Annotated in this window: 15 protein-coding genes; 7 read left to right on the forward strand and 8 right to left on the reverse strand. The window is 58.7% G+C overall.

Annotated features, from left to right (window positions below; all coding sequences use genetic code 11):
• Positions 1-480: 480 nt before the first annotated feature.
• The gene (groL, locus tag AC244_RS33185; RefSeq protein WP_053253084.1) at positions 481-2,109 is read right to left on the reverse strand and encodes a chaperonin GroEL; all 1,629 of its coding nucleotides are present in this window, start codon (positions 2,107-2,109) and stop codon (positions 481-483) included.
• Positions 2,110-2,164: 55 nt separating this feature from the next.
• Positions 2,165-2,479, reverse strand: coding sequence for a co-chaperone GroES (locus AC244_RS33190; protein WP_053253085.1), 315 nt, complete (start codon positions 2,477-2,479; stop codon positions 2,165-2,167).
• Between the two features lie 360 nt (positions 2,480-2,839).
• Here AC244_RS33190 and AC244_RS33195 point away from each other — a divergent pair, with 360 nt between their 5' ends.
• From AC244_RS33195 to AC244_RS38665, 3 genes are all read left to right on the forward strand, one after another.
• Positions 2,840-3,301, forward strand: a complete 462-nt coding sequence (locus tag AC244_RS33195) for an Hsp20 family protein (RefSeq protein WP_053253086.1) — start codon at positions 2,840-2,842, stop codon at positions 3,299-3,301.
• 98 nt (positions 3,302-3,399) lie between these two features.
• Positions 3,400-3,909 (forward strand): Hsp20/alpha crystallin family protein, encoded by a 510-nt coding sequence (locus AC244_RS33200; protein ID WP_053253087.1) that lies wholly within the window; start codon positions 3,400-3,402, stop codon positions 3,907-3,909.
• 64 nt (positions 3,910-3,973) lie between these two features.
• Entirely contained in the window at positions 3,974-4,342 is a 369-nt protein-coding gene (locus AC244_RS38665) for an NADH dehydrogenase ubiquinone Fe-S protein 4 (protein ID WP_053253088.1), read from the forward strand.
• 162 nt (positions 4,343-4,504) lie between these two features.
• Here AC244_RS38665 and AC244_RS33210 read toward each other — a convergent pair whose 3' ends face one another.
• From AC244_RS33210 to AC244_RS33235, 6 genes are all read right to left on the reverse strand, one after another.
• Positions 4,505-4,807, reverse strand: a complete 303-nt coding sequence (locus AC244_RS33210) for a DUF982 domain-containing protein (protein ID WP_234717112.1) — start codon at positions 4,805-4,807, stop codon at positions 4,505-4,507.
• 560 nt (positions 4,808-5,367) lie between these two features.
• Positions 5,368-6,123, reverse strand: coding sequence for a winged-helix domain-containing protein (locus AC244_RS33215; protein ID WP_234717113.1), 756 nt, complete (start codon positions 6,121-6,123; stop codon positions 5,368-5,370).
• On the reverse strand, positions 6,098-6,874 hold the full coding sequence (gene fabG / locus AC244_RS33220; protein WP_053253090.1) for a 3-oxoacyl-ACP reductase FabG: 777 nt from the start codon (positions 6,872-6,874) through the stop codon (positions 6,098-6,100). The genes AC244_RS33215 and fabG overlap by 26 nt, the downstream gene beginning before the upstream one ends.
• Positions 6,871-8,580, reverse strand: coding sequence for an acetolactate synthase catalytic subunit (locus AC244_RS33225; protein WP_053253091.1), 1,710 nt, complete (start codon positions 8,578-8,580; stop codon positions 6,871-6,873). Before AC244_RS33225 ends, fabG begins: the two co-directional genes overlap by 4 nt.
• Positions 8,577-9,935, reverse strand: coding sequence for an aspartate aminotransferase family protein (locus tag AC244_RS33230; RefSeq protein WP_053253092.1), 1,359 nt, complete (start codon positions 9,933-9,935; stop codon positions 8,577-8,579). The genes AC244_RS33225 and AC244_RS33230 overlap by 4 nt, the downstream gene beginning before the upstream one ends.
• A 102-nt stretch (positions 9,936-10,037) precedes the next feature.
• The gene (locus AC244_RS33235) at positions 10,038-10,736 is read right to left on the reverse strand and encodes a GntR family transcriptional regulator (RefSeq protein WP_053253093.1); all 699 of its coding nucleotides are present in this window, start codon (positions 10,734-10,736) and stop codon (positions 10,038-10,040) included.
• A 283-nt stretch (positions 10,737-11,019) separates the two neighbouring features.
• Between AC244_RS33235 and AC244_RS33240 the strand changes: the two genes are divergently transcribed.
• The 4 genes from AC244_RS33240 (at position 11,020) to AC244_RS33255 (ending at position 15,008) form a co-directional block, all read left to right on the forward strand.
• Positions 11,020-12,135, forward strand: coding sequence for an ABC transporter ATP-binding protein (locus AC244_RS33240; RefSeq protein WP_053253094.1), 1,116 nt, complete (start codon positions 11,020-11,022; stop codon positions 12,133-12,135).
• Positions 12,132-13,031: an ABC transporter permease gene (locus tag AC244_RS33245; protein ID WP_053253095.1), complete on the forward strand. Its 900-nt coding sequence runs from the start codon at positions 12,132-12,134 to the stop codon at positions 13,029-13,031. The genes AC244_RS33240 and AC244_RS33245 overlap by 4 nt, the downstream gene beginning before the upstream one ends.
• A gap of 85 nt (positions 13,032-13,116) precedes the next feature.
• Positions 13,117-13,884, forward strand: a complete 768-nt coding sequence (locus AC244_RS33250; RefSeq protein ID WP_053253121.1) for an ABC transporter permease — start codon at positions 13,117-13,119, stop codon at positions 13,882-13,884.
• Positions 13,885-13,934: 50 nt separating this feature from the next.
• Positions 13,935-15,008 (forward strand): ABC transporter substrate-binding protein, encoded by a 1,074-nt coding sequence (locus AC244_RS33255; protein WP_053253096.1) that lies wholly within the window; start codon positions 13,935-13,937, stop codon positions 15,006-15,008.
• Positions 15,009-15,333 lie beyond the last annotated feature (325 nt).

A 15,333-nucleotide genomic window follows, 5' to 3' on the forward strand; every position in this document is an offset into this window, starting at 1 on the left:
CTCGTTGTGACGCGTCAGCCATACCAACGCCAAAACCACGTCGTCCATTTTGCCTTCGTCGATCTCCATTCCGCCAGGTTACCACGCGCGATCGCACAAGTCCTGCGGCCCTGCTCGGATGGATACGGCGTGACTTCCTCCAAGACATCAGCGAGCGAGGGTTGAGTGCTTGCCGAAATCGCCGACTGCGGCCGCGCCGCCGGAAGCGGCGCAGGAACCAGGATGAGGACGAGTGCGGCGAATACGCCAACGGATTTCGACGAACGCGTGGTCATTTTTGGCCCCGAACTCTTTAGTTCCTCCTTCGGTGCAGGGGCGGGCCCTCGGGTGCAGCCTCATCGGAGCCACGATTTTGGCTCCTGCCAAACCAGCACCAGTCCGATATCGAAACGACGCGCCGATTCAGGCGCAATGCATCTCTTACTTCACAAGTCTACCCAAAGCCCGCGCCCCGTCGGGGGCGCGCACTTATCATTGCAGTCAGAAGTCCATGCCGGCTGCCGGCATCGGCGGGAGCGGTACATCCTTCTTCGGCCTCTCGGCGACCATTGCCTCGGTGGTAATCAGTAGGCCGGCGACCGAGGCCGCGTCCTGCAGCGCGGTGCGAACGACCTTGACCGGGTCGATCACGCCCTGATCGTAAAGATCACCGAACTCGTTCGTTTGCGCGTTCCAGCCATAGCCAAATTCGGTTTTCTCGCGCAGCTTGCCGACAATGATCGAGCCTTCGGCACCCGCGTTCTCGGCGATCTGGCGCACCGGCGCCTCGATCGCACGACGAACGAGGTCGATGCCGTGCCTCTGGTCGGCATTCTCGGTCTGAGCGTTGTCAAGTGCTTTGACGGCTCTCAGCAAAGCGACACCTCCGCCCGGCAGCACGCCCTCCTCGACGGCCGCCCGCGTGGCATGCATGGCGTCGTCGACGCGGTCCTTGCGTTCCTTCACCTCGACCTCGGTTGAGCCGCCGACGCGGATGACGGCAACGCCGCCAGCAAGCTTGGCCAGCCGCTCCTGCAATTTCTCGCGATCGTAGTCCGATGTGGTTTCCTCGATCTGCGCCTTGATCTGCGCGACGCGGCCCTGAATCTCCGTCTTCGAGCCAGCTCCGTCGACGATCGTCGTGTTTTCCTTCTCCACGACGACCTTCTTGGCACGGCCGAGCATATTGAGGGTCACGTTTTCGAGCTTGATGCCGAGATCTTCAGAGATTGCAGTGCCGCCGGTGAGGATGGCGATGTCTTCGAGCATGGCCTTGCGGCGATCGCCGAAGCCCGGAGCCTTGACAGCAGCGATCTTCAGGCCGCCGCGCAGCTTGTTGACGACGAGGGTTGCGAGCGCCTCGCCCTCGACGTCCTCGGCGATAATCAACAGCGGCTTGCCTGATTGAACGACCGCTTCGAGGACCGGCAGCAACGCCTGCAGATTCGAGAGCTTCTTCTCGTGGATCAGGATGTAGGGTTCCTCGAGCTCAACCCGCATCTTATCCGGGTTGGTGATAAAATACGGCGAGAGATAACCGCGGTCGAATTGCATGCCTTCGACGACTTCCAGCTCCGTCACCGCGGTCTTGGCTTCCTCGACGGTGATCACCCCCTCGTTACCGACCTTTTCCATCGCTTCTGCGAGGAAGCGGCCAATCTCGGTGTCCCCATTGGCCGAGATAGTGCCAACCTGGGCGATCTCGTCGTTCCTGGTGACTTTGCGGGCGTTCCGCCGCAGTTCCTCGACCACAGCTTCGACTGCTTTGTCGATACCGCGCTTGAGGTCCATCGGGTTCATGCCCGACGCCACAGCCTTCGCACCCTCCTTGACAATCACCTGGGCGAGAACTGTCGCGGTGGTGGTGCCGTCACCAGCGATGTCGCTGGTCTTCGAGGCAACCTCCCGCACCATCTGTGCGCCCATGTTCTCGAACTTGTCTTCAAGCTCGATCTCCTTGGCGACAGTGACGCCGTCCTTGGTGATGCGGGGCGCGCCGTATGACTTGTCGATGACCACATTACGGCCCTTCGGACCGAGTGTAACCTTGACGGCATTGGCGAGAATGTCGACGCCGCGCAGCATCTTCTCGCGGGCGTCGGAATGGAATTTCACTTCCTTGGCAGCCATTTTTCTACTCCTTCCTCTGGCAGCATTCCTTGTCTGGCATAGGTCCGAATCGGCACTAGGCTGCGTTTCTCGCTACAGCGTCGGCCTCGATTATGCCCATCACGTCAGATTCCTTCATGATCAGGAGATCCTCGCCATTGAGCCTGATCTCGGTGCCCGACCATTTGCCGAACAGAATGCGGTCACCCACGTTCACATCGAGCGGTCGCAGTTGCCCGCTATCGTCGCGCGCACCAGGGCCGGCGGCAACGACCTCACCTTCCTGTGGCTTTTCCTTCGCCGTGTCTGGGATGATGATGCCGCCGGCCGTTTTTTCCTCGGCCTCGATGCGGCGAACCAGGATACGGTCATGCAAGGGACGGAACGTCATGTCGCTCTCCTCATGGACAAACAGATTTTTCAAAAGGTCCTCGGCGCCGCATTCGAAGCGAACCGGCGCGAGGCGCCGACCCTTTCGGCATCGCGCGCAATCGATCTGGTTTTTGTCTTTTCGAGTTTCAAGAGGGAACTGGAAATTTTTTAGCACTCTAGCCCATCGAGTGCTACCGGCATGAATTGATAGGGCTATTTCACGTCGCTGGCGGTTTGGAGGGTGTGGTTGCCTCTTGACGCAAGGCATCGTGATCCCCACCTCATCCTTGTCGACGCCGAGGTGGGTCGACACCAGTCCGGGAGCTCCAAGCTTCTTGGCGCTCCCTCGTACCTATGTTGCTCTACGGAGGATGTAGCTATGAGAACAAACTTCGACTTCTCCCCCTTCTACAGGTCGAGCATCGGCTTCGACCGCATCTTCGACCTGCTCGAGAACGCCAGCCTGAACGCTGACAACGGGCCGCCCTATAACATCGTCAAACTGGGCGAAGAAACGTACCGAATCGCCATCGTGGTGGCGGGTTTTGCTGAGGACGAGCTGACGATCACCCATGAGGCGAACATGCTGGTGGTCAATGGCGCGAAACGCGAGAACGAGGAGGTACAATACCTCCATCAGGGCCTCGCTCTAAGGCCGTTTGCGCGCCGATTTGAACTCGCCGATCACGTCATCGTCGAGGGCGCAAAGCTCGAAAACGGGCTACTCGTCATCGATCTCAAGAAGGAAATACCCGAGGAGATGAAGCCGCGTCGGATCGCCATCAAATCCGAGATGACGAAGCCAGCTTCGAAGCAGATCGAAGGCGACAAAGCAGCCTAATACGGCACGCACTGTTCGACCCTCGCCTGTTGCCGAACCGCGGAGGGAAAACAGTTGCGCCAAAAAGGAGGCAAAGAAACCGAAGAAAGGATGAAGTCATGAATGTACGTGACCTGATCCCGTGGAGCCGTGGCAGCAGCCAGCTCCCGAGCAGCTATCGCGGTGAGGACATGGATCCATTTCTATCGCTTCACCGCAATGTCAACCGTCTATTCGACGAAGTCTTCCGCGGCTTCGCCCAGCCATCGTCGTTCGCTGGGGCGTCGCCCTTCCGTGGTTCGTGGCCGCACGTGGAGATCGAGGAGAATGACAACGAGATCCGTGTGCTAGCGGAGGTTCCGGGCATCGATCCAGACGACATCGAGGTCCTGTTGGAAGACGGCATGCTGACGCTTCGCGGCGAAAGCAAATCGGAAACCGAGGACAAGGATCGCCGGTTCAGCGAGCGGTACTACGGGCGCTTCGAGCGACGGCTGTCCCTCGGCGGCCAGGTCGAGGAGGGCAAGGTCGCCGCAAGCTTCAAGAACGGTCTGCTCACCGTGACGCTACCGAAGACCGAAAAGGCGCGGGCCAACGTCAAGCGGATCACCATCGACAGCACCAAATAATCTCGACCGCCGCAAGCCAGCCGGGTGAAGACGTGCCCGGCTGGTTACTGCTGTGACAACGTCGATGACGGAATCGGTTGCTCGATACAGACAATCCGGTCGTGCTGAGCGGAAGTTCGCGGAGCACGTCTGCACGAGCCAGCCCCTGGCGATTGATGTCAACTGCCGACGACCAAGCATTGATCCTGTAGTGCGCATCTTTCGCCCGTCACGCTCCGTGATGACTTCAGCGCGCGTCTCGGAGCGACCCTGGCTGCTGGTATTCGAGCGGCAAGCCCCACCCATCATCGACTATCTGATGGGCTACACGGGTGGGAGTGACACACTGAGTCAGGTTGAGTTGACGTTCCCGACGCGCGATGCCGCCATGGCCTACGCTGAAGGACAGAAACTGAATTACACCGTCGTAGACGACAGGAGCTGCCACCCATAGTTCCTGTGAGCCGCGGGCCCTGTTGGCCTTCGCGATCGACGCTTACCGGCAAGCTCTGCCACTCAATTCCCGTCGCGTGATCGGCATGGCGAATTGCTCTGGCGCGCGGCAGGGGGAATGCTCGAGAGCCGGGGCACTCAACGTGCCCCGGCCACAACCATTCTAGGCAAGCGAATGTTGACCGCCAGCGCCGGTCTTCGTCCCGAGCGGCCCATCCGCGCTCGTCGACATGCCCGCATCTCGGCAGGCATCAATGAACGCTTCGCGCGCGATGGCGACTGGCGTCATTCGGTTTAGAGCACGGCGGCACGTTTGAACCGCCCGATTGTATTTTCTGCCTCGATAGATGGCCCAATCGCCTTCCAGGAAATCGAGTGCGTCGTTGACAGAAGCGAAGACCTGGGACGCCCCGTCCTTCATGCGGACGGTGACGGGCGTCATCCAAACCAATTCCGGGTGCAGCATGATGTCCTCCTTTCGCATTCACGCCGGATGAAAATGAAGTGAAAAAAATATTGGCGCCGACAGAGTGAATTTCAAGACTTCCAAACACCTACCGCATGATCAACGTCGACTGACCATCCGGCGAACAGATTGCCGCCTGATCCCCTCAGCACACACCGCGTTCACAGTGTCGGCGCGGGGTATCCTTTCACCGCCTTGACAGTCGATGATCTCCGCACAGAAGAACCGTGTCGGGGGAACCCTGACAAAGGAAGCCCCATTGACAAGCACCAGTGCGCCTATGTCCGATCTACCAGCCGACGCGGCGGCAGCCGTGTGCGCGCCGAGCGACTGCCGAGCAAACCTACTCGGCCAGCATGGCGAGGTTGGCCGTTGAAATTGGAAACCACGCGAACCGCAGCGATCCAGCCAGCTTGCTAGGCGCGTACGCAGGGAGGGCTCAAGATCTCAATTTTCAGTTTTCCGAAATTTTTTGCCCTCCTGCTGCGATACAACAGGATTTCTCTTAGAGGGTGTCATTTCGCCTGAAGGTTGGCAAAGCACTCCAAAAATTCGCACGATCAGTGCGATGGCAGGTAGAGCGCGTAGCCTACAGAGCGAACGGTTCGAATGACGTCAGCCCCCTCCCGCTTCATTGCGCGCCTTATATGTCCAATGTGAATATCAACGGTTCGTGGCTCGACCTCTGCTTCGGGCGGCCAAGCCGCAGCAATTAGATCATCGCGCGTGTGGACAACGTCGGGGGCCCGCATCAAGCACATCAACAACCGAAACTGAAGCGCCGACAGAACGACCGAATGGCCATTTCGCTCGACGCGAAGCCGATTGAGGTTCATTTCGATGTCGGCGTAGCGCAGTATCGCTGCTGATTTCGTGCTGGATTGCGCCGCCACATCGGCGCGCAATCCGCGCAGAAAAGCAAGCAACCGCTCCGGATTGAACGGACGGTCTATGATGCAATCCACGGTTGCTAGAACAAGCGGACGACCGTGGTCGCCGTTCGCCGTATTCACGAGAGCCGCAATCTTTGTCTCAGACTTTGTGGCGGCCTTGATATGGGCGCAAACGGCCGATGCATTCATTTCGGGATCAGAGCAGTCGACCACGATCGCCAATGGCGGGGCTTGATGAACACGGTCCAGAAGCTCTCCCAAACGGTTGCTGTTTTCAGCCGAAAAACCTTCGAGCGTGAGGATGTGTTTAAGAAGCAGATAAAGCTCCGCGTCTTCGGTATGGATCAGTATTCGTCCGTTCATCTGTCGTCCTTTGCGCAAAATGCCGATTACAACCTCACGCTGGCGCGTATTCACCGCCATTGACATCCAAGATTGCCCCGTTGACGAAGGCCGCATCATCGCAGGTGAGAAAACCTATGGCCGCGGCGACTTCGTTGGGGTGGCCCATTCGGCCAGCGGGAATGCGAGCGAGAGCCGCCTGATTGGTTGGTTTGCTGATCCCACCCGCCATTGCGGTCGCAATTCTGCCCGGAGCAACGACGTTTGCTGTGATGCCGTGGGCGGCATAGGGCCAGACAAGCGAACGCGCGAGACCGGCTATCGCTGCTTTAGAGGCAACGTAGGCACTACCGGCGATGCGAGGAAGTGTTCGCCCCGCGACCGAGCCGACGAAGACGATACGTCCGAAGCCATGACGGACCATGCCTGGCAACACCGCTTGGCAGCACAGCATCGCACCGGTTAGATTGGTCGAAAGCACAAGGTTCCACTCGTCGAGCGAGACCTCGCTGAAGGGAGACGGACCGTCGACACCCTTTGGCGAGACGCCGGCGTTGCAAACGAGGACAGCAACACTTCCCCAGCTTTGCTCGAGCTCTCGAAAGAATGTGGTGATCTGACGTGGCTGCCCGAGATCGACCGTGCGTGCGAACAGGCGTTCAGCACCAAACTCGCGGGCAAGTTCGTCTTTGGCGTTTCGCACATGGCCTTCGTTTTGACCGAAGATCGCAACCCGGTACCCGCGTTGGAGAAGATATCGGGTTGTTGCCAGCCCAATACCTGTCGTGCCGCCGGTGACCACAGCGATCCTTGCCGTCGGGCCATTTGTCATGCTGCCGCATCCATGTTCGCGAAGAGAGAAAGGGGAGGATGTGCTTCCGGGTCCGTCATGACCTCAATCAGCATCGGTGTCTGCGCCCGAATGCTGCGTTCAAGCAGATCGGCCAGATCACCGGGATCCTCAACGCGGACCGCGGGGCAGCCACAAGCTCTTGCGATCTGCACATGATCGACGTCGGCGAAGTGGCATGCCGTCGTGTAGCTACCGAACTTCACGGTCTCCGCATCCCGTTGAAAGCCGAGGATGCCGTTATTCAATACGATCGTGATGACCGGAAGCTGCATACGCACGATCGTTTCAAGCTCGGCCCAACTATGGGCGAAGCCGCCATCGCCAACGAGGGCAATGACCGGACTTTGTGGACGGGCAACCTTGGCGCCGATTGCGAGCGGCACACCCCAACCAAGTCCTGCGAGACCGCGAGGCGTGATAAAGCGCATGACGCCTGGAGCACGCAACTGCCCGACAACCCACATGGAGGAATAGGAGGCGTCAGCGACGACCGTCATATCAGTGGTCAGAATGGGCTGAAGCTCAGCCATCACCCTTTCTGGTCGGATGGGCCTGGAAGTCGCGGTCGCAACGTCTAAGCGATCGCCTTCGAACGCGGTCCAGAAGCCTGCTATGCGCTCTTCCAGTCGCGTACGATCACGATGGCGACGTGAAAGGTCGACTTGACCAAGCGCGCCACGAAGGGCCGAAATCGTTTCGGCAGCGTCGCCAACGAGACGGATTGCCTCGTAATTCCGTCCGATCTCTGTCGGGTCGACATCGATATGCACGACTGTCGCAGAGGTTGGTATCTGGCGCCAGTTGTCCGTTCCGTTCTGATTGGTTCGCGTACCAACGAGAATGACCAGATCAGCTTCCTCAATCAAAGGCAGCGAGTGACGTCCGAGCGAACGTGGGCCGGTTAATGATCCAAGGACACCGGCAGACAGTGGATGAAACTCGTCTACCGCCCCCTTCCCCATATTGGTGGTTATCACGGGCAGGCTTGCTTCGTGCTGCAAGGCTGTCAGCTCTTCTGCGGCGCGCGCCCCGTGCACGCCGCCACCTGCCACGATGATAGGTGCCTGCGCCGATGCAATAAGGCGTGCTACCTCATCGAGCGCTTCTTCAGAAGGGCGCGTGCGATCAAGTGGCCAGTGCCCGAGGCATTTCGATCGTGGAATGGCAGCGGGTGTAGCTGGCGCACGCAACAGATCGGCAGGCAGGAGCAAGACCGCAGGCCCCGGGCGGCCGGACGCAGCGACGGTAAAGGCGGCGTCGATATAGTCGTCAATCCGGTCTGGGACATGAACGCGCCGGACCCATTTGGCGCAGGATTGGAAGAGTGCGATCTGGTCGAAATCCTGGAATGCATTTCTGTCCGATTGATCGCGTTCGACATCCTGAACGAGCGCAACGATCGGAACACTTGCCTTTAAGGCTTCCGCCAGAGGCGGGACAAGAAGTGTCGCGGCAGGACCGTTCTGTGCGGCAACGACACCGACTTTGCCTGATATGCGGGCATATCCGTCGGCCATTGCCCCTCCCATGTTTTCTTGCCTATAGGCGATCTGTTTGATGCCGGCCGCCTCCGCCGCGAGAATAACTGCCGAGGGAAGGCTTTGGGCGAAGATGAACTCCACCTGGTGGCGGCAAAGGATACGGGCAATGCGCTCGGCGACGGTTTCAGTTGCGGCAGGGGTCATTTTTGCGCCCTCTCGTTGGCGGCGTGAACATTCAGAAAATCATCGAAGGCAGCCACGATGAGGTCGATGTCGCTGTTGGTCATGGGTGTCGAAAGGCTGGCAGCGGCGCCATGGGGAAGGAGGATGCCGCTTTGAAGGAAATGCCGTGCAAGTCCCTTCATCAGGCTGGCATCCGCATCACTCAGGAAGGCTTCTCGAAACTGGGTTGGCGCTTGGCGTTTGGGATGGATGCGAAACAAGGAGGCGGCGCCCGTCACAGAGAATGAGGCCCCGTGACGGCTGATGCTGGATCTAAGGCCACTGCGCAGCCGCTCTCCGAGCGCTTCCAAGTGATTGAAGTTATCGGGCGTCATTGCCTCCATGGCGACCCGGCCAGCGACCATTGAGACGGGATTGGCGGAAAACGTGCCCCCCTGCGGCAGCACAGGCTTTGCGTCTTCAGTACCGAAGACCCGCATGATCTCTTCGCGCCCGCCGATGGCGCCGATTGGAAACCCACCACCGATAATTTTACCCACCGTGATCAGATCGGGCTTCAAACCATATCGCGGCGAGGCTCCTGCGTAGCCCTGCCTGAGATTGAGGACCTCATCAGCAATGATGAGGATGCCATGCTTGCGTGCGGCCGAACTGAGTGCCTCGATGAAGGTGGCAGTGGGATGAACAAGACCGGCGCGGCTGGGCATCGGATCGATCAACACGCAGGCGACACGGTCGCGCAAGGCGTGTAGGCGTCGTTCAAGCCCGTCTACGTCGTTGAAACGAATGAGATGGACGTCATCGGCGACACTTACAGGAGTGCCATGATAGGCAGGTATTGCCCGCGGTATCTCTGCCCGTTCGTCCGGGTTTGAGACCACGGCCTGCCCGGCCTCGGCCCAGTCATAGGCGCCGTGATATGCCCCCTCGACCCTGACAATTCCCGGCCGGCCCGTGAATGCACGGGCGGCTTTGATTGCGAACATTACCGCTTCGGTGCCGCTATTGACGAAGCGCACTTGTTCGATGGCCGGGATACGGTCGACAAGCAGCTCGGCAAGCCCGATCTCGTGTTGTGTCGGGTTGGCAAAGCACGTGCCCGACCGCATAAGATCGCTTACGGCCTGACGGACCGGCTCGAAGCCGTGTCCGTGAATAAGGGTCGTAAAATTGTTGTTGAGGTCGAGCAGGCGATTGCTATCGACGTCAACCAGATAGGCGCCCTCCCCGTACGCGACGTAAAACGGGATGGGATCTTTCTCTACCGTGGCGCGGGTCACGCCGCCGGGAAAAACCGGCATTGCGCGACGGAATAGACGTGTCGATTTGGTCCGTGCAGGCGAGGCCTGCGCGGCATGAATTCCTTGAACTGGCATGGCTTGAGCTTCCTGAGCAACAACTTCGGCTCGCCGTTTGTACGAGCTTTACAATTTTGTTGCAACAAAAATATCCGCCGTCAAGTCCATGCAACAAATTCTCTATTGCACGGGAAGGATCGCCTTCTCTCGACAAGCCCGCTTTAGCCGCCGATAGCCATCACGAATATCATTCTCCATTGCCGCTCTCACGCTTGCACCGTCGCGATCCTCCAGCGCCTCCATCGCAACCTCATGGTTGTGAACGCCAAAACGCTCTTTGGCGAATTCCGGATAGAGATTGTGCAAGGAAGGCCCAATCCGCAACCAAAGCGTCTCGATCATAGTAACGAGGTGCGGCAACTGCGCCAGACGGTAGATCGCGAAATGGAACTCTTTGTTATGCCAAAGAGCATCCGCGTAAAGCCCGGCATCGAGCGCTGAATTGATCTTCTTTTGCAGGATTTTCAGAGCCTCCACATCCTCGGGGACAACATGTTCAGCGGCTTGCTGCGCAGCCAACCCCTCAAGCGCCAGACGAATAAGCGTGATCTCCTGCAGGGCTTTTGCATCAAGGACAGGCACGACGACCGTCTTCGGGCCGGCATAGACAAGCGCCGCTTCGCTTGCGAGACGATTGATGGCGTCACGCGCGGGAGTAGTGCTCACATCCAAATCCTGGGCGACCGCCCTCACGGTCAACTTATGCCCCGGGCGGTAGACGCCACGGATGATCCGTTCCTTCATCTCGCGATACGCCGCATCACCAAGGCTCTCCGCCGCACGATCAATATTGGCCAGCTCGCTCACATGAACCCCCATTCAAACCCCTCACTCAGTTGACAACGCAAATTTTTGATGCAACAAAAACGAAATATGAAAGTTCTGCAAAGGTTTTGTCGCATCAACGACTCCTAGCAGCTTTCTTGATTATCGTCACGGGTGCCGCCTGCCAGGTTGGTGCGGATTCTTTCATCAGCATTGATTTGTCCCGACGGCGCCTGCGGGGCGCCCGATGGGATTGTTGGTACGTGGCCGTCTCGCGGCCTTTTCAGAGGTTAGACGCCGTAGATCGTCGCCGGAACAGTTGAAAGGAAAGTCAGAATTGATTGGTCAATATTTGTCTCTTATTGGGCTCGAGAAGCATTTTGGCAGTGTTAGGGCCGTTACGAGCCTGTCACTTGAGATCGGTGCCGGTGAGTTTGTTTCGCTTGTCGGCCCTTCCGGTTCCGGCAAGACAACCGCTCTGAACATGATCGCGGGATTTGAGGGGCCGAGCGCCGGCAAGATCGTCATTGGAGGACGCGATGTAACGCATGTTGCTCCCAACCGTCGTGGCATCGGCATGGTGTTCCAAAAGTACGCTCTATTTCCGCATCTGACGGTGCGCCAGAACATCGCTTTTCCGTTGCGCATGCGAGGCCGATCAAACAAGACGCGGATTGCCACGCGGGTCGAGGAGATGCTCGAACTCGTACAGCTCTCAAGCTATGGGGAGCGCTACCCTCAACAATTGTCCGGCGGCCAACAGCAGCGCGTTGCCTTGGCGCGAGCGCTGGCATTCGAGCCACCTGTGCTGTTGATGGATGAACCACTTGGTGCGCTTGACAAGAAACTGCGCGAGGCGATGCAGTTCGAGATCAAGCGCCTGCAAGAGCGGCTCGGTGCGACGGTTGTATATGTGACGCATGATCAGGACGAAGCGCTGACCATGTCAGACCGCGTTGCTGTTATGGCCGGTGGTCAGTTGATGCAATTCGGTCACCCCACAGAACTCTATCGTCACCCAAATTCGGCATTTGTGGCCGATTTTATCGGCCGAATGAACTTCATCGAGGGTAGCTGCATCGAGAACGCAGGTGGCACGGCCGTGGTGCGTCTTTCCGACGACACTGTTCTTTCCATTCGTTCACAAGGTCCGCGGGATGCCGGCCCTTCAGCGGGCGAGACAATAAAGCTTGCGATACGCCCGGAGCGGGTTCGAGTTGCCAAGCGTGGTGAAGGCGGCGCGGGTTGCCTTGCGGCTGACGTGGAGACCTGCGTCTTTGTGGGTTCGGTCCATATTGTCATGGTTCGGCTGGAAAGCCGCCCGGATGTTCTATTGCAGATACAGCTGCCGGCCGATGGAGAATTGCCTTTTCACGAGCGCGATCAGGTTGACCTGGTGCTCGACGATGGGGCCATTCATTTATTTTCTGGAACGCAAAGGCACGCGGCATGAGCGGCCTTTCCGAAGTTTCGCAGGCCGTGTCCGCCCGCCAACCGCGATCGACCGTAGCGTCCGCACGGTTCTACTCGCGTGGCGTTTCGGTCTGCTTGGCGGCGCCCCTTGTCGCCGCACTGGTCATCGGATTCGTCTATCCCGTCACCCGGCTGGTTGCGCTGAGTTTTTCGGGGGGAAGCCTTGAACACTATCGGCGTCTGGTTGCCGAGCCGCTCTATCTCGGCGTGCTGGCAAGCACGGTCAAGGTTGCATTCATTGTAACGATTGCAAGCCTGCTTCTCGGCTTTCCCGTCGCCTATCTGATGGCGCGGTTGAGACATGGCGTTGCCATGGTGGTTGCGGCCTGCGTCTTCATACCGTTGTGGACATCGGTTCTGGTCAGATCCTACGCGTGGGTCGTTCTTCTTCAACGCAATGGCATTGTAAATGGACTTTTGGCCGATGTCGGCATTACTGACGGACCGCTGAAGCTGATCTACACTGAGGGCGCGGTGATCGTGGCGATGACACATGTGTTGATGCCATTCATGATCCTGCCGATCTATTCGACATTGCGGACCTTGCCGCCCGACTATATCAGGGCAGCGCGCAATCTCGGAGCTGGAGCGTGTCGCGCGTTCATCAGCGTCACCTTGCCGCTCAGTCTGCCGGGTATCTTTGCGGGCAGCGTACTGTGCTTCGTACTTGCGCTGGGCTTTTACATCACGCCGGCATTGGTCGGCGGCCCGGGATCGATGCTGATGGCGACGCTGATCGGACAGCAAACGACTGTTCTGCTCGACTGGCCGTTCGCCGCAGCGCTTTCGACGGTGCTTTTAGCCGTCACGCTCATCTTCGTTTTCCTGTTTCGAAAGACGCTCTCGCTCAGCAAGGGATTGCACAGTGTCCACTGATCTCGCACGTTTACCCAACCGGCTGTCATTGGTCCGCGGCCACTACGCAGCAGCAGCCTTCCACGTCTTTGCCAAGGCCTTCGGCATGATCACTCTGGGGGTCGTGATCGGTTGCGTCCTCTTCTTCTTGCTGCTGCCAACTCTCATCGTCATCCCCATGTCACTCAGCGAAACGGACTATATTGAGTTTCCGCCGAGCGGGTTGAGCCTCAAATGGTACCGTGCCTATTTCAGTGACGCGGACTGGATGGCGGCAACCTGGTTCAGCCTCAAGATCGCGCTTGCCACGACGGCGACAGCTACGGTTACCGGCACGATGGCCGCGCTTGCGATCGTGAGGGGGCGTCTCCCCTTCAGATCGGCGCTTCAGGCTCTTGCGCTTGGACCGATGATCGTGCCGCACATTGTGCTTGGGGTCGCACTTTATCTGGTGTTCTCGCCGCTGCAGCTTACGGGAAACTTCTTCGGCTTTCTCATCGCCCATACCGTGCTTGCCACGCCTTACGTGATCATCACGGTGACGGCGGCGCTGCAACGTTTCGACCCGGCGCTGGAATTGGCAGCATTGAACTGCGGGGCCAACAGGTTGCAGGCCTTCGTGCTTGTAGTCTTGCCCAATATTGCGCCGGGTGTGGCGGCAGGTGCCGTGTTTGCTTTTCTGGCTTCGTTCGATGAAGCGACGGTCGCGTTCTTCATTTCGGATATTGGCGGCAAGTCGATCGGACGCAAGATGTTCGAAGATATCGACTTCAACCTCACGCCGGTCATTGCGGCTGTCTCGACAGTACTGGTGGCCGTGTCCCTGCTGTTGATGGGCGCCATTCATCTGGCCAATGCCCAAAAGCGAAACTGATCACAGCGATGCCTTCCATTTCCCTGCCAACCCTACAAAGGAAACAGCCCATGATTTCGTTGCCGCTGAGTTGGAACAAAGTGCAAAAGCTGGCGCTTGCAGGCATATTGCCTTTGCTAATATGGCCCTCTGCATCACTTGCCAGTGAGCAAGTGGTCATCGCTTCGACTGGCGGCGCCTACGATCGCGCGCTAAAGGCCGCCTGGTTTGATCCCTTCACGAAGGCGACCGGGATCGAGGTCGTGACTGTTGTTGCGACCAATGCAGAAATGCGCGCCAAGGTCGCGGCGATGGTGAAGACTGGAAATGTCACCTGGGATCTTTATCTCGATGGTGAAATCCAGGCGGCATCCAAGGCACACAAGGCGGTCACGGAAGACCTGACGGGTTTCTGCAAACAGTTCGCCGGAAGGAAGGATCTCGGCGCAAACGCCTGTGCTGCCGGCGGTGCGCTCTTGCAATCGACAGCCACATTGCTGGCCTATCGAACTGGCGATACCGCAAAACCGGTGCCGCAGACCTGGGCCGATATGTGGGATAGCAAAGCCTTTCCGGGCGAGCGGGCATTTCCTAATTTCGACGACCCTTGGCGTGTGATGGCAGCGGCGCTGCTTGCCGATGGCGTCGGCCGCGAGGAACTGTTTCCACTTGACGTCGAACGGGCGCTCAGGAAACTCGACGAGATCCGGCCCTCGGTTTCGGTGTGGTGGAAGACCGGCGATCAGAGTGTGCAAGGGTTTCGCAATGGCGATTATTCAGTTGGACAGATATGGCTGACGCGGGCGAAGGCGATGCAGAACGAGGGGTTACCGATTGGGTGGTCCTACAAGGCATCGTTTTTGGTTGGAGACCGAATTGCGCTTGTCAGGGGTGCGCGCAACCGTGAGAACGCGCTGAAGCTGATGGCCTTTTGGCTGAATTCGCCGGAGGCGCAGGCAAAGGCTTGCGAAGTGCTGTCGTGCACGCCGCCAAGCACCGAGGCGATCGCCTTGATGTCGGAAGACGTGCGCAAGACGATGCCGCATGCAGACGAGGTCCGGGATTACATGGTCGTCCCCGATGCGGAGTGGATCAATGCCAATGCGGCGCAACTGCTGCAACGCTGGAACGAGTGGCTTCGCTAGGCCGCGTAGGTATCGCGCTTAAACAATGGCGGCTCGGATCCCCCGACAGATCTGAGCCGTCTCGTCTCCAGCCGGTCTCACGAGCCTGCCGAATTCCTGGAAAGCAGCCGGACGCGCGTGGGACAAAAACGCGGTATTGTAACTTCGGGACCTCAGCAATCCCTACGCCCACTTTTGCTGGCCATTCACACTGACTTTGATGACCACAAGGTCGCCATCTCAAGCTTCTGACGCGTCCAGGAGATTCCTGGGTACGCTCTGGCGTGCGAGTGGTGGTCGTAAGCCAACCACGCCCCGGTTAGCAGCGGACAAATTTGGTCGAGTG

Source organism: Ensifer adhaerens (genome assembly GCF_001270265.1).
GTDB lineage: Bacteria > Pseudomonadota > Alphaproteobacteria > Rhizobiales > Rhizobiaceae > Ensifer > Ensifer adhaerens_B.

Excerpts from the sequence above, each read along its gene's own strand:
- AC244_RS33250 (WP_053253121.1), top strand. The coding sequence starts at position 13,117 with ATGATCACTCTGGGGGTCGTGATCGGTTGCGTCCTCTTCTTCTTGCTG.
- AC244_RS33195 (WP_053253086.1), top strand. The coding sequence starts at position 2,840 with ATGAGAACAAACTTCGACTTCTCCCCCTTCTACAGGTCGAGCATCGGC.
- AC244_RS33230 (WP_053253092.1), bottom strand. The coding sequence starts at position 9,935 with ATGCCAGTTCAAGGAATTCATGCCGCGCAGGCCTCGCCTGCACGGACC.
- AC244_RS33255 (WP_053253096.1), top strand. The coding sequence starts at position 13,935 with ATGATTTCGTTGCCGCTGAGTTGGAACAAAGTGCAAAAGCTGGCGCTT.
- fabG (WP_053253090.1), bottom strand. The coding sequence starts at position 6,874 with ATGACAAATGGCCCGACGGCAAGGATCGCTGTGGTCACCGGCGGCACG.
- AC244_RS33245 (WP_053253095.1), top strand. The coding sequence starts at position 12,132 with ATGAGCGGCCTTTCCGAAGTTTCGCAGGCCGTGTCCGCCCGCCAACCG.
- AC244_RS33235 (WP_053253093.1), bottom strand. The coding sequence starts at position 10,736 with ATGGGGGTTCATGTGAGCGAGCTGGCCAATATTGATCGTGCGGCGGAG.
- AC244_RS38665 (WP_053253088.1), top strand. The coding sequence starts at position 3,974 with ATGACGGAATCGGTTGCTCGATACAGACAATCCGGTCGTGCTGAGCGG.
- AC244_RS33215 (WP_234717113.1), bottom strand. The coding sequence starts at position 6,123 with ATGGCGGTGAATACGCGCCAGCGTGAGGTTGTAATCGGCATTTTGCGC.
- AC244_RS33190 (WP_053253085.1), bottom strand. The coding sequence starts at position 2,479 with ATGACGTTCCGTCCCTTGCATGACCGTATCCTGGTTCGCCGCATCGAG.
- AC244_RS33200 (WP_053253087.1), top strand. The coding sequence starts at position 3,400 with ATGAATGTACGTGACCTGATCCCGTGGAGCCGTGGCAGCAGCCAGCTC.
- AC244_RS33225 (WP_053253091.1), bottom strand. The coding sequence starts at position 8,580 with ATGACCCCTGCCGCAACTGAAACCGTCGCCGAGCGCATTGCCCGTATC.
- AC244_RS33210 (WP_234717112.1), bottom strand. The coding sequence starts at position 4,807 with ATGCTGCACCCGGAATTGGTTTGGATGACGCCCGTCACCGTCCGCATG.
- groL (WP_053253084.1), bottom strand. The coding sequence starts at position 2,109 with ATGGCTGCCAAGGAAGTGAAATTCCATTCCGACGCCCGCGAGAAGATG.